The sequence below is a fragment of the Psychromonas sp. SA13A genome (genome assembly GCF_011378715.1).
Lineage (GTDB): Bacteria > Pseudomonadota > Gammaproteobacteria > Enterobacterales > Psychromonadaceae > Psychromonas.
Genome location: NZ_WTKU01000001.1, coordinates 521,609 through 536,349 on the forward strand (window position 1 = coordinate 521,609; position 14,741 = coordinate 536,349).

General features: G+C 37.5%; 12 protein-coding genes. 7 read left to right on the top strand and 5 right to left on the bottom strand.

All coding sequences use genetic code 11. The features are described from left to right. The first annotated feature begins 89 nt into the window (after positions 1 to 89). Both hemN and GQR44_RS02250 read left to right on the top strand, forming a co-directional pair. Positions 90 to 1,457: an oxygen-independent coproporphyrinogen III oxidase gene (hemN, locus tag GQR44_RS02245; RefSeq protein WP_205962932.1), complete on the top strand. Its 1,368-nt coding sequence runs from the start codon at positions 90 to 92 to the stop codon at positions 1,455 to 1,457. After that, positions 1,447 to 2,577 carry an anhydro-N-acetylmuramic acid kinase gene (locus tag GQR44_RS02250; protein ID WP_346774309.1) on the top strand — a complete coding sequence of 377 codons (1,131 nt, stop codon included), beginning with the start codon at positions 1,447 to 1,449 and terminating at the stop codon, positions 2,575 to 2,577. Before hemN ends, GQR44_RS02250 begins: the two co-directional genes overlap by 11 nt. Positions 2,578 to 2,800: 223 nt before the next feature. Here the strand turns inward: GQR44_RS02250 and GQR44_RS02255 are convergent, their stop codons facing one another. Further along, positions 2,801 to 3,046 carry a DUF3624 family protein gene (locus GQR44_RS02255; protein WP_166368784.1) on the bottom strand — a complete coding sequence of 82 codons (246 nt, stop codon included), beginning with the start codon at positions 3,044 to 3,046 and terminating at the stop codon, positions 2,801 to 2,803. A 181-nt stretch (positions 3,047 to 3,227) separates the two neighbouring features. On the opposite strand from GQR44_RS02255, the gene nfo reads away from it, so the two are divergent. From nfo to GQR44_RS02270, 3 genes are all read left to right on the top strand, one after another. Then, the gene (gene nfo / locus GQR44_RS02260; protein WP_166368786.1) at positions 3,228 to 4,076 is read left to right on the top strand and encodes a deoxyribonuclease IV; all 849 of its coding nucleotides are present in this window, start codon (positions 3,228 to 3,230) and stop codon (positions 4,074 to 4,076) included. 90 nt (positions 4,077 to 4,166) lie between these two features. Beyond that, entirely contained in the window at positions 4,167 to 6,290 is a 2,124-nt protein-coding gene (locus GQR44_RS02265; protein WP_166369013.1) for a RelA/SpoT family protein, read from the top strand. 112 nt (positions 6,291 to 6,402) lie between these two features. Further along, positions 6,403 to 6,837, top strand: coding sequence for an META domain-containing protein (locus GQR44_RS02270; RefSeq protein ID WP_166368788.1), 435 nt, complete (start codon positions 6,403 to 6,405; stop codon positions 6,835 to 6,837). Between the two features lie 81 nt (positions 6,838 to 6,918). Here GQR44_RS02270 and GQR44_RS02275 read toward each other — a convergent pair whose 3' ends face one another. Next, positions 6,919 to 8,592 carry a DUF2813 domain-containing protein gene (locus tag GQR44_RS02275; RefSeq protein ID WP_166368790.1) on the bottom strand — a complete coding sequence of 558 codons (1,674 nt, stop codon included), beginning with the start codon at positions 8,590 to 8,592 and terminating at the stop codon, positions 6,919 to 6,921. Between the two features lie 402 nt (positions 8,593 to 8,994). Here GQR44_RS02275 and GQR44_RS02280 point away from each other — a divergent pair, with 402 nt between their 5' ends. Then, entirely contained in the window at positions 8,995 to 9,348 is a 354-nt protein-coding gene (locus GQR44_RS02280; protein WP_166368792.1) for a hypothetical protein, read from the top strand. 400 nt (positions 9,349 to 9,748) lie between these two features. Continuing rightward, the gene (locus GQR44_RS02285; RefSeq protein WP_166368794.1) at positions 9,749 to 10,714 is read left to right on the top strand and encodes a metal-dependent hydrolase; all 966 of its coding nucleotides are present in this window, start codon (positions 9,749 to 9,751) and stop codon (positions 10,712 to 10,714) included. Positions 10,715 to 10,781: 67 nt separating this feature from the next. Here GQR44_RS02285 and recQ read toward each other — a convergent pair whose 3' ends face one another. The 3 genes from recQ to GQR44_RS02300 all read right to left on the bottom strand — a co-directional run bounded on the left by recQ (position 10,782) and on the right by GQR44_RS02300 (position 14,729). After that, positions 10,782 to 12,596, bottom strand: a complete 1,815-nt coding sequence (recQ, locus tag GQR44_RS02290) for a DNA helicase RecQ (RefSeq protein ID WP_205962935.1) — start codon at positions 12,594 to 12,596, stop codon at positions 10,782 to 10,784. A 96-nt stretch (positions 12,597 to 12,692) separates the two neighbouring features. Then, positions 12,693 to 13,268, bottom strand: a complete 576-nt coding sequence (gene hemG / locus GQR44_RS02295) for a menaquinone-dependent protoporphyrinogen IX dehydrogenase (RefSeq protein ID WP_166368796.1) — start codon at positions 13,266 to 13,268, stop codon at positions 12,693 to 12,695. A gap of 3 nt (positions 13,269 to 13,271) precedes the next feature. Continuing rightward, positions 13,272 to 14,729 (bottom strand): TrkH family potassium uptake protein, encoded by a 1,458-nt coding sequence (locus GQR44_RS02300; protein ID WP_166368798.1) that lies wholly within the window; start codon positions 14,727 to 14,729, stop codon positions 13,272 to 13,274. Positions 14,730 to 14,741: the final 12 nt, after the last annotated feature.

The following is a 14,741-nucleotide window of genomic DNA, read 5'->3' on the forward strand; positions in this document are numbered from 1 at the left end:
TCAGATGGACTGATATAACGCAATATAACTCGCTTCAAGCGATGCTACTATTGCGTTTCTAACCTACAAAATAATAAAGAGAGTTGAAAATGCAGCAGCTTGTATGGGATCAGGCCCTAATTGAAAAGTATAATTATAGCGGTCCTCGTTATACTTCCTACCCAACAGCGTTGGAATTTGCTGAAAGCTTTGAACATGCAGATTTAATTCAAGCAACGGATACCTATCCCGACCGCCCTTTATCTTTATATATCCATATCCCTTTTTGCCATAAGCTTTGCTATTTTTGTGGTTGTAATAAAGTAATCACTCGTCACCAAGAAAAAGCAGACAAATACTTAGATTATTTAGAAAAAGAGATAGCAAACCAAGCAGTTCACTTCAAAAATCGCACAGTGAGCCAACTTCACTGGGGCGGTGGCACTCCCACTTTCTTATTACCACCGCAAATTACACGATTAATGACCTTATTACGCACTCATTTTACTTTCTCAGAACAAGCAGAGTTAAGTATTGAGGTTGATCCACGTGAAATAGAATTGAGTACTATCGACCACTTAGCAAAAGAGGGTTTTAATCGTCTTAGTTTAGGGGTTCAAGATTTTAATAAAGACGTTCAAAAAGTAATTAATCGTGAGCAAGATGAAGATTTCATTGAGCAACTTTTAACTCGCGCCAAAGAACAAGGGTTTCAATCTACTAATCTCGATATGATTTATGGACTGCCGCTACAAACAAAAGAAACCTTTGCTTTCACGCTAGAGAAAGTCTTAGCCCTAGATCCTGCACGTTTATCCATTTTTAACTATGCACATATGCCAAGTCTTTTTGCGGCACAGCGCAAGATCAATGAAGATGATATGCCAAAACCTGCAGAGAAATTGGCCATGCTACAACATACTATCGAGTTTTTGACCGCATCAGGTTATCAATTTATTGGTATGGACCACTTTGCTAAACCCGATGATGAATTAGCTATCGCGCAGCAAAAAGGTATTTTACATCGAAATTTTCAAGGATATACCACTCAAGAAGACGCCGATTTATTAGGGTTGGGTGTGTCCGCAATCAGTCAGATTGGCCACTGTTACTCGCAAAACCAGAAGAAGCTTAGTGATTATTATCAACAAGTTGAAGAATTAGGTCATGCACAATGGCGTGGTGTCGCACTGAATCAAGATGATTTAATTCGTCGTGAGGTGATCAAACAATTGATCTGTAATTTTAAATTAAATAAACGTGACATTGAAAAGCAATTTAATATCCAATTTGAAGACTATTTTGCAGAAGATATCATTTTATTACAGACCTTTATCGATGATCAGCTTGTGGTGATTGATACTGAAAAAATTCAAGTTTTATCAACCGGGCAATTATTGATACGTAACATCTGTATGTGTTTTGATGTTTACCTACGCAGTAAAGCACGTCAACAGCAGTTCTCGCGTGTCATCTAACCCGCTAAGATCTTTGCCAACACAGCCGATTTATTATATTGGTTTAATGTCTGGCACTAGCTTAGATGCCATCGATGTTGCTTTATGTCAGCGCCAAGGAACTCGCTTTGAACAAGTCGCCGGCACCGCGATAGCACTAGCGCCATCATTACGCGAAAAATTACTCACCATCTGTAATGAAAAAAAAGTGACCTTACAAACATTAGGGGAAGTCGACCATCAGTTTGCCTTAGCTTGTGCAGAAGCAGTGCTTGAACTGTTGAAAAGTAACAACATAGAAGCCACTAATATCGCTGCTATTGGCAGCCATGGCCAAACTATTTTCCACTCTCCCGATACTCAATATGCCTTCACACAACAAATTGGTGATGGCAATTTAATTGCAGCTAAAACACAGATCCCCTGTGTAGCTGATTTTAGAAGAATGGACATGGCTTACGGGGGTCAAGGTGCGCCGTTAGTGCCTGCTTTCCATCAAGCTTTATTTGCACAGGAAAAGCAACAACGTGTGATCCTCAACATTGGTGGCATTGCTAATATTAGTATTCTCAATGGGACTGAACATGCTTTTGGCTATGATACAGGCCCTGGCAATATGTTGATGGATGCGTGGGTTCATTTACATCACCAACAAGCCTTTGATAAAGAAGCTTGGTTTGCCGTCACAGGTAAAGTTAATCAAAACTTATTAAGTGCTTTATTAAACGACCCTTATTTTGTATTAAGCGCACCAAAAAGTACTGGCCGAGAAAAGTTTAACCTAAACTGGTTACAACAAAAATTAACCTCGCTCGTAGTAATTAAAGAAGATGTACAACGTACCCTATTAGAATTTACTGCGGTGACAATTTGTGACCAAATAAAGCAACAAAGTGATGCATGTAATGTTTACGTGTGTGGAGGTGGTGCACTTAACCCATTATTAATGCAACGTTTAAAAGACTTAATGTCAGGTCATAAAGTACAAACGACACAGGCTTTAGCAATTGATCCTATGTATGTAGAAGCAGTAGCATTTGCTTGGTTAGCTGAACAGCGGATAATAGAAAAGACGGTACCTTTAAAAGCAGTGACTGGTGCACTACGAGATGCCATTTTAGGCTGTGTCTACTTACCTTAAAACCGCCTATCTTAAATACAGCTTAACTTAACAACTTGCTTACCTCAAAAACAGTTCACTTTAACAACTTTTCACATTAACAACTTTCCACCTTAACAACCATGACGCTATAAACGAAGTGCAGGGCGAAGTTATATAGCTATGTAGTTATGTAAGTTATGTAGCTATGTAGTTATGTAAGTTATGTAAGTTATGTAGTTAAAGTTTTTTATCTCTTATGCTATTAAAGATCTTTACTGCCTTTCCAGCGATAGAAACTCCAAGCACTTAAATGCGCTAACATCAATAACACTAAGCTACCTAGAAACATGATTAAAGCAACACGTTGCACCGCTTGTAATGCACTAATATCAATCCAATAATAAATGCTTGCTGTCAGCGCCAACAATATAAAATTAATCCACATACATTGCTTACAACGACCTAGTTTTTGCTTAATCAGTGTTGTGGCACAAAATTCACAAGACATTTTTTACCTCTCTTTCAGTGACGTTATTAGTCGATACCCATTAACATCCATCAATGATAGCGAACTAAAATAAGCCCCCTGTTATAGTTTTTATTCTAACACGTACGCCTAACGGTGAATCTGTATCTTGGTGTAGTTTAAGTATATACTCGTTATCCATTCAAATTTTAGGCTATTATTAATGAAGTACATTGGTGCGCATGTAAGCGCTGCAGGAGGGGTTTTTAACGCCCCAAAAAATGCCCATGATATCGGCGCAACAGCTTTTGCACTATTCACCAAGAACCAACGTCGCTGGGAAGCAAAACCTCTCGATGAAAATACCATTCGCAAATTTAAAGCGGCTTGCAAGCGTTATAACATTAATAGCAATAATATATTACCCCATGACTCATACCTTATTAATCTAGGTCACCCGGAAGCGGAAGCTTTGCAAAAATCTAGAGCTGCTTTCTTAGACGAAATGCAACGCTGTGAACAATTAGGATTAACATTATTAAACTTCCATCCAGGCAGCCATCTTAAAAAAGCGACGCCGGAAGACTGTTTAAAACGTATTGCAGAGTCAATCAATATTGCTCTACAACAAACAACCTCTGTTTCAGCCGTGATTGAAAACACTGCAGGGCAAGGCACAAACTTAGGCTACCGTTTCGAGCAACTTGCAACGATTATTGAGCAAGTAGAAGATAAGCAACGTGTTGGAGTATGTATAGATACTTGCCATACTTTTGCTTCGGGCTATGATTTACGTGGCCACCAAGCAACTGAAGCTACATTTCAAGCTTACTCTGATATTGTCGGATTTGAATATTTACGCGCGATGCATATTAATGACAGTAAAGTCCCTTTTGCTAGCAGAGTTGACCGCCACGCGCCTTTAGGTGCTGGAGAAATTGGTTGGGAATGCTTTGAATTTATTATGAAAGATCGTCGTTTTAACCACATACCATTAGTTTTAGAAACAACTGATGAAAGTTTATGGCCGCAAGAGATAAAGCAGTTAAAACTTTGGGCTGGTTGTATTTAAAAGCTATTTGTTACTTTATAGCATTAAACACTTTGAAACTCATTAAACAGCGATTATGCTACTAAAGTAGCACTAAAATTAAGGAAAGTGATATTTATGTTTCAAACACTAAAAGCGTCTATTCAAACCTATATGACAGAAGAGCAATGTGCCTTTGTCGAACGTGCATATCATTATGCATATGCAGCACATGATGGTGTGAAAAGAGCAAGTGGCGAACCTTATATTACTCACCCCGTTGCAGTGGCTGAAATACTTGCAGCTATGAAATTAGACTATGAGGCTATTTCAGCAGCATTAATGCACGATGTATTAGAAGATACTGATACCACCCATCAAGAACTTTCCGACGCATTTAATCCAAATGTCGCGCAACTGGTTGAAGGTGTTACTAAGCTAGATAAATTTAATTTTGAGAATCGCGAACAAGCACAAGCTGAAAACATCAGAAAAATGTTAATTGCGATGTCTAAAGATTTCCGAGTAATGTTGATAAAACTAGCGGATCGCGTACACAATATGCGTACACTGGATTCACTTCGATTAGATAAGCGTCAACGTATTGCCCAAGAAACCTTTGAAATATTTACACCTATTGCTAACCGCCTTGGTTTACATCACTTAAAAAATGAATTAGAAGAGTTAGCCTTCAAAGCACAAAATTCAGCACGTTATCATGTATTAAAACAAGCAATCACCAAAGCACGTGGTAATCGTAAAGATTTTATCGCCAGTATTTGTGATGAAATTTCTGAGCAACTTGAGTCGATGTCAATTGATGCACAAGTGATTGGGCGAGAAAAACATCTTTATAGTTTGTATAAGAAAATGCGTAAGAAAGGCTGTCAATTCCATGATGTAATGGATGTTTATGCATTTCGTATCATAGTTAAAGATTTAGATACTTGTTATCGTGTTTTAGGGCAAATACACCATTTGTACCAACCTAAATTAGAATATTTTGAAGATTATATTGCGCTGCCTAAAACCAATAGTTATCAATCATTGCATACTACGCTTATTACCCATGAAGGTGTGAATATAGAAATCCAAATTCGTACTGAAGATATGGATGCCGTTGCTAAGCATGGTATTGCAGCTCATTGGAGTTATAAAGAAAGCGCACAAAGTTCTAATATAGCCGCTCAATTACAAACGCGTAATTGGTTCCAAGGTTTAACAGAGCAAGAAGACCAGAATACTAACTCCGTTGTTTTATTAGAAAATATTAAACAAGAGTTAGGTAAAAATGATATTCATGTATTAACGCCACAGGGTAAAATCATTGTTTTACCGGCATTAGCCACCGCGGTTGATTTCGCCTATGCCTTGCATACAAACATAGGTCATCACTGTATTGGTGCAAAAGTGGACAATGAGTACTCATCATTAAGCCAAAAATTAGAAAGCGGACAAACAATTGAAATTATTACCGCTAAAAAGCCTAATCCAAGCCCTGAATGGTTAAATTTCGCAGCTACCCACAGAGCGCGAAACAGTGTGCGTAATTATCTTAAGCAATTACCACAATCAACCACTATTCCAATGGGCAGACGCTTATTAAAACAAGCGCTGAATGCGACCAACTTGACGGATATTCCACAGGAGAATATTGATAAAGTCATTGCCGATCATCATTTAGATGGTTTCAACGATCTATTACATGCTATCGGCAGTGGAAAACTGTTAAGTATTATCATCGCAAGGCGTTTACGTGGTAATGCCGACGAGTTAACTGAGTCTCATCATAAACAGCAAATTAGACAAAGTGCCATTAAGGGCGCTGAAGATATTATGCTGTCCTATGCCAACTGTTGTAAGCCATTGCCAGGCGATCAAATTGTTGCTCATACGAGCTCGGGTAAAGGTTTAGTTGTACATATTAAAAGTTGTCATAATGTAATTGGGTTTGAAAATGAACTAGATAAGTATATCGCTGTCGAATGGGACATGAACTTTATGAATCAATATGAATACTCAAGTGATTTGAGCATTCAAATGGTAAATCATAAAGCAGGTTTAGCAAGAATGTTTAATGTAATTGCCAAGAGTAATGCCAATGTAGTGGACTTACAGACAACTGCAGTCACTAATCAAATTTATTCGATTAATGTGACATTAACAGTTATTAACCGAGTACATTTGTCACGTATTATGCGACAAATTAAGAAACTAACTGGTGTTAAAAGTGTCAAACGAAGCAATAAAAAGTAATAAAAATAGTTAATTTTCAATTATCACCTACTGCGAGTTATAGGCTGCGTTCATTCCAGTAGGTTAATTGATGTTATATCGTAAAAATTTATACCCACTGGATTACATAATTATGACAACCGTTAAAATGATGATACTAACTGCAAGTATCATGGCGCTTGGAGCTTGCTCTTCTGAGACTCAAATTGAACCACAAAAAGTAAACGTTGAACAACTACAGCATAATTGGAAGTTGACTCACGTTGATAACATTCAATTAGCCACCATTATTAACAGTTCATTACATATAGACAGTGCTAACAAAAGTTCTGGTAATTTAGGTTGTAATCAGTTTTTTGGAATGGCTGAATTTAGCAATAATCAATTACGTATTGATGATATGGGTAATACACGAAAAATGTGTGAACCATTAAAAAATGATGTAGAGATGGATGTTAGTGAAGTATTAACTCACTGGGCAAATGTTATGATTGATGATGAAACATTAATTATTAGCAATAAAAAGCATTCATTAACTTATCAGCTAGCGGATCCCATCACAGAATAATGAAACATTAAGTAACTTCAATTGCGTAGTCTGAGAATAATCACAACAGTGCAATTGTCGTCTGTTTTAAAGTGCTATTTTTTAACCCGATTGACTGCGCGCCATACCTACCAATCGGGAAAAAAGGCGTTTTAGTAACAGAGGGACCGATTCAACTCCTTGCAACTCTACCGCTTCAGCAATAGCAATCCCTAAACCCGGCTTAGAGTATTTGTGCACCGCTTTTTCAATCACCTTATTGGCATTTAGTCTCTCTAAGTCCTGTTTACTGTAATTTGCGGCTTTTAGGTAAACCTCTTCAAAACCATTTTCAAAAAATAGATGTTCAATATCATGTGCTGGCAATAGGGTTAAACGAGTATGGATAGAATCCGATTCGCCTAACATGTCCTTGACTCGACTTGCATATTTTTGTCCTGCACTATCGCCATCGGTTAGCACATGCCATTCAATATTTAAATCCTGTGCTAATTTAATCAATGGTTTTAAACCACATTGTGCGAATTCAATAACTTGTATCCCTTCAACTAATAAATGATGTCCGCATAACCTCGCTAAGTCAGTTAACAACCAAGTTTCAGTTTCCCCTTCAACTAATAACCAAGCACGTGCGAATAGACTTTGTGGGCGATTCATTCGCAAATGGAAGGCAATACGCCTTAGGTCATTATTAGAGTAATGTTTACGATTAACCGTATAGCTTTTTATCTTATCCGTTTTGCGCACTAAACGTTGAATGCGACTTAATGGGAAAAATGATAATAACTGTGCAGAATTAGTACTGACTAACTTCTGCATTGGTAACAAGGAAAAGAAACGCCATGTGATAGCTAAATTAACTGGGTGTAAGTTATTTTCAGGCTCTTCTAATAACAAAATAGGCGTCGCCCCACGACGAAATAAATGCTCTCCTCGCTCCTCTAAGAATTGTCCTAATACCAGCAGCAGCATGGCGCGATCTGTTTTATGCCCATCCTTTAATAGATCATTAAAACGCGTTAATGCGTTAAAGGAAAAGCTGTGATCCACATATCTTAGTTTTTCATCATTAGGGTAATTGGGTAAATCACCATAGCGCTTGCATAGATAATGATCAAAAAGATACACAATTGAATCACACCCTTTCTTTAATTCTACTTCGGATAATTGCTGTGACGAACTTGTAATACGCTGAAAAATTCGTTTAATACGCGCTTCAGAACGTGCTCTATGGCTATTTAATAAATGTTTAACTGGACGGTAAGCTTGACCACTATCATTTTGCTCACTGCCTAATCTTAATACAGGCACAAAAGATATAAATTCATTCACCAAATTATTCAAATCACTTTGTGAGAAGTGTTTACGATGCCCCTCTTGGTCTAAAAAGTGTCTGTCCGTAAAGACTTCCCCGCTACTGTCCACACTGCCGTCTACTTGATAAATAATGTATTTATTTCGATCGGGTAATGTTACCCAGGCATCGCTGATACTAGCAAAGTGACGTTGTAAAGACTCTTCAGGGTATTGCTCTTTAAAAGTAAAGATAAGATAAATATGGTTAATGATCGGTAGGTCGGAAATAGGGGGTCGATGAAAATCGTCTAAGGTGAAGTGATAACTTTTTTTGGCACCCGATAAAAATAGAGAGAGTGCTTCGAATAAACTCGATTTACCCCAGCTATTTTCACCTAATAACGCACTCAACTCATGCATATTAATGGATAAGCGATTAATTCCACGAAACCCCACTACTTCAATGTGTTTCAATAGCATATCGACTCCTAATACCAACCAGAGTAATTAAGTGCTTTATTTTGTTTGTTAAATTTTGAGCACCTACTTAAGACAATCGGTATAAATCAAAAATTTTATGATTCAAAGTATCAGAAACTTACTATAAAACAATTAGTAATAGATCACACAAAAAACACAAAATAATAATCAAATTATTAGTATATCGTCATGAATCTATAAAAAATATCCTTTATACTTACTTCATAACCACTAAAAAATAGTGGATATAAGTTACCGTTATTAGCCTCGTATTGCTTATTAGTTTCTATTATATAGCGTTTTATTTTTTACATATTAAGCGAACGGCAAGTGTAGTGGCTCTGTAATAGGTGATTTCAGTAATAAAAATAATTGAATGTCCAATGAATAGAGGAGTCTACTATGAGCAATCTACATCAACTTAATATTTTACCTGAGCAAAGGACTATCAATTTAATTGCTTCTTACAGCAACGACTTTGAACGTGATAATTTTGATTATCACCAACTTTTGGAGAAACTACATAGCACTATGTCACGCAGCCATTTTATGGATCAGCAAGACAATGCAGCTTGGATGAACCATAGAGGTAATGATTACTTAGCGAATCCAAAGCTATTTTCGCATGCCCCTTTAACTTATTTATGTGCATTTTTAAGTGAAATATTTAAAAATAATCAGTTAGATGACATTGAAAAAAACATAGAACCCAATATATTTGAAGCTATTTTAAAGCGTTTAAATGATTTTAAATAACACTTTTCACTTGAATTCAAACTTCAAAGAAGAGTAAAAAAACTGAAAAAGAATAGTGTAATTAAAGGTTCAAAGGTTCAAAGGTTCAAAGGTAAATTAATTTATAATAAACAGCGCCGTTACTATTATGTTGATCAAAAAAGAATCGAAGCCATCGTTAGTGATTGGCAGATGGTTAAGTAGAAATACACGATAATAGCGGCGCTATTCTGATTTAGTGGTCAGGTTTAAAGTTAATACTTACAGAGTTTACTTAATAAAAGTTACTGGCTTAAAAACTAAACTTGGATTCAAATAATAAACCCATCTCATTTTTTCAAAAATTAAACACTACCCAATTTGATTTGTTATTAGCCTCAGTTGCATTACACTGACTCTACGATGAACATGTAGAGTAATTATGGATTCCTTAACTCAAATAGCCCTAGGGGCAAGTGTTGCAGCTGCAGTTGGTTTCAAACCTTTTGGACGTAAGGTGCTGCTTGCTGGCGCTATCTTAGGTACACTGCCAGATTTAGATGTGTTAATCAGCTATCAAACGGCTATTGATAACTTTACTTTTCACCGTGGTTTCAGTCACTCCTTGATCGTATTAAGTGCTCTCAGCGTGTTTTTATATAGGCTTGCTTTATACTTTAGACCACAATGGAAAGCCTATAAAAAATCATTATTTCTGACCATATTATTACCTTTAATCACACACCCGTTATTAGATGCATTTACCAGTTATGGCACTCAATTGTGGTGGCCTATCCCGGTACAACCCACCTCTTGGTCAAGTATTTTTATTATTGATCCTCTTTATACTTTGCCATTATTAATCGCAGTTTTAGGGCTTTGGTTGCAAAAAAACACATTAAAGTGGTACAAAATAAATAGCATTGTTTTGTGTATTAGTTGCGCTTACTTAATACTAGGCCAGGCACAATTTTGGTATTTAAAACAAAAGCTAACTATTGATCCAATAGTTAAAAATAGTCAGGTATTTATCTCACCAACCCCCTTTAATATCTTTGTATGGCGGATTATTAGCTATCAAGATGATACATATTATGAAACCTTCAGCAGTGTTTTAAATATTCAAAACACTGAATGGCAAGCCTTTGCAACGGGCCGTTCACTGACCAAGCAGTTTAAATCAACAGAGTTACAACGCTTAGAATGGTTTAGTGATGGATTATTGAGCTTTAGTGAGCGCCAAGGTCGGCTGATTGTGACGGACTTACGCATTGGTTTATCACTTTATTACCCATTTTCCTTTAGCATTGCAAAGCGAGAACAGGATCAGAACTGGTTAGTGATTCCATCGCAAAAAATGCCGGAACCTGAGGTGAGTTGGGAAGTATTAATGGAAACACTGCAATAAAAAGCTTATTCAGGTGACACAATTAAAGATCTATTTCATGACTATAAAGTCATGATGTTACTGCAGATTATAGCTGATCAACATATTGTTTAATTTCAGCTAAAAAATCTTCTCCATACTTATCCAACTTGATATGGCCAACGCCTGTGATTGATAAAAATTGCGAGTCATTAGTGGGCATTAACTCACTCATTTCAGACAAAGAAACGTCACTAAAAATAACATAGGGTGGTAAATTTGCTTGATCAGCGATCTGCTTGCGTAAATGACGTAATTTAGCAAATAACTTATTATCTGCATTAACAGACACGCTACGTCGCTTTTGTTTGGCAGTGGTTTTCACTAGCTGTAATCTTGGAACAGCAAGCATCAAACTATTCTCTGATTTAAGCACTGAACGAGCAGCTTCTGTTAATTGTAAAGCAGAGCCACGAGTTAAGTTTTGCATCAATAATCCACAATGGATCAATTGCCTAGCAATACTAAACCAATGTTCGGTTGACTTATCCTTACCAATACCAAAAGTCGATAATTGATCGTGCCCAAGGCTTTTAACACGTGCAGTTTGCGCACCACGTAAGACTTCAACCACATGCGTGATCCCAAAATATTGCCCAGTGCGATAAACACAGGATAGTATTTTTTGTGCATCCACCGTTGCATCGTAACTTTGCGGAGGATCTAAACAAATATCACAGTTACCACAAGCTTTAGGGCTGTACTCGCCAAAATAATTTAATACAACTCGACGACGACAGGTTTGTGCTTCCGCAAATGCAACCATTGTATTCAGTTTATGTAACTCAATACGCAGTTGCTCTTGATTTGGATTCTTTTCTAATAGGCTACGAATACGCGCAGGATCTGCTGGGTCATAAAATAACATCGCTTGAGCAGGCAAACCATCTCGGCCTGCTCGCCCTGTTTCTTGATAGTATGACTCAATATTCTTAGGTATTTCATAATGCACAACAAAACGCACATTGGGTTTATCAATACCCATACCAAAAGCAACCGTCGCAACTACGATTTCCACTTCATCTTTAATAAATAAATCTTGTACCGTTTGGCGTTCTTCTAAGGGTAATCCAGCATGATAACAACGTGAATTTAATCCCTTTGCAGCTAATTTTTGTGCAATCTCTTCAGTACGCTTACGACTAGTGCAATAAATAATTCCACTTTCGTCTTTATGCTGATCTAAATAATTAAATAATTGTGCTAATGGGCGATACTTTTCAATCAATAAATATTCAATATTAGGGCGGTCAAAACTGCGAATTTCTATTAAAGGTTGATTGAGCTGTAGGCGCTGTAAAATATCTTGCTGTGTTGCATGATCAGCCGTTGCAGTTAAAGCCACTAAAGGAATATTAGGAAAATGTTCTTTAAGATTGCCTAATTGTGCATATTCAGGACGGAAGTCATGCCCCCAAGAAGAGATACAATGGGCTTCATCAATGGCAAATAAATTAATAGGCAAGTGTTGTAGTCGAGCAATAAAATCAGGGCGTAAAAGGCGCTCAGGTGCAACGTATAATAGTTTTAACTGACCACGATGTAGGGAATTAATAATATCATTTTGTTGTTGATAGGAAAGGCTGGAATTTAAATAGGCCGCTGCAACACCACAAGCTTGTAGGGTATCCACTTGATCTTTCATGAGTGAGATCAAAGGTGATATAACGATGCATATCCCCTCTCTTACTAACGCAGGAATTTGAAAACATAAACTTTTACCGCCACCCGTAGGCATCACTACCAACGCATCACGCCCTGCGATCAACTCGTTAATAACGGTTTCTTGGCCATCTCGAAATTGCTTGTAACCAAACACATCAAATAAGACGTCATGTGCAGTACTAGTGATACTCTGGCTCAAAATATAGCAACCTATTGATAATCTAAGCGGTGAAACGGGCTCGTATTGTAAATCAGCGCCGACATTATTTCAGCCTAAATTTTCTTATGAGACAAACTAACGTGCTGCAAAGTCCTGAGCAAAAGAATCAACTTTTTCCCAATCGGTTAATTCTATGTCCTGTGTTTTATCGGTACTGCCGCCCGTCATTTTCATAATCAACTGAATTAACAGGGTTTGCCACCAATTATAACGTGAATACAATAGAGCTCCGGCAAACACCCCTTTGAACTGTGGTTGCCATTGTGAAAGCTGATCAAATTTTTTCATATAGGCATTATTTTCTGGCACTGCTTTTTCTGGCTTACGTGCAGTTAAACAAACCACAAAAAAAGCATTACATACTGCATCTAATTGCGTTTTATGCTGATTAACAAACTTAATTATATTGGGACGAAAGTTACCATAACGAATAGATGCACCGATTAAGACTTTTTGGTACAAAGAAAAATCAATGGTCGGATTATCATCAACATTCAATACAATCACTTCGCCAGTAAGCGTTTGCTTAATACGATTAATTATTTTTAATGTTTGTCCATCGACAGAGGAATAAAGTACTAAAGTTTTGCTTACTACACTACTTTCAGTTTGCTTGGTTTCAGCTTGCTTAGCTTGAGTTTCATTAGACATAAGTTAATTTTTCCAGAATACAGGTGTAAATAACACCAACAATGTAAAGACTTCTAATCGACCAAATAGCATGGCAATAATCATCACCCATTTTGAAGCATCACTAACATCATTAAAATGAGTCGCGACTTCACCTAAACCAGGCCCTAGATTATTAAGCATGGCGACCACAGAAGAGAACGCACTCAATTCGTCCATACCTGTCATTAATAATGCCAGCATACAAACAATAAAGACCAATGCATAGGTAGAGAAGAATCCCCACACAGCTTCAACAACACGGTCCGGTAAAGCTTTATCACCTAACTTAATTTTATACACGGCTTTAGGATGCACTAAACGCTTTAATTCACGTTGCCCTTGCAAGTTAAGTAATAATACACGAATCACTTTCAAACCGCCGCCAGTGGAACCTGCACATCCTCCAATAAAACTTGAGAAAATAAGTAAAACAGGCAACAACAAAGGCCAATCAGAGAAAGAAGTAGTAGTAAAACCTGCCGTGGTTGAAATTGAAACGGATTGAAATAACGCATGGGAAAAGGTGGTTTCTATACTGTTATAAACATCGTGCCCCATTAACATCCAAAAGCAGATAATAGTTAGAATCACCTGAATAAAGATAAACGCGCGCACTTCAGGGTCGCGTCGATAGACGTCAAAACTGAGTTTTTTTGCAGAGAATACCGTGAAATGTAGTGCGTAGTTAATGCCTGAGATAATTAAGAAAACCACGGTGATGATATTGATCACTTCACTATCGAAGTGTCCCATACTGGCATCGTAAGTAGAAAACCCACCAATAGATACGGTTGAGAAACTATGGCCAAGCGCATCAAACAAGCTCATACCGGCAATCCAAAATGCCAACATACAAGCAACCGTTAAGCATAAATAAACATACCATAGCGCTTTTGCTGTTTCTGCTATACGGGGGGTCATTTTTGAATCTTTCACTGGCCCCGGTGTTTCTGCTCGGTACAACTGCATGCCACCGATACCTAACATAGGCAGTACCGCAACGGCTAATACAATGATCCCCATGCCACCAAACCATTGCAGCATTTGTCGATAGAATAAAATTGATTTTGGCAAATCATCTAACTGAGCAATAGTGGTTGCGCCGGTGGTGGTTAACCCAGAAAAAGATTCAAAAAAGGCAGTCGCAAGATTCATGTCTACGCTGGAGCTCATTAGAAATGGAATTGCACCGACGCTGCCCAGTGTTGCCCAAAACAACACCACAATTAAAAAACCTTCACGCGCCTTTAATTCACCTTTGTGACGTCGATTTGGAAGCCAAAAAACAAAGCCGATAAATAAAGTGACAAAAAATGCAGCTAAAAAGTCATTACCGCCACCATCTTGATAGATGAAAGCAACAAAAACAGGTGGCAACATGGTCAGGCTAAATAGGCCGATCAACATCGCTACAATCCTGATAATTGAACGAATGGCCACTAGCTAGACCAA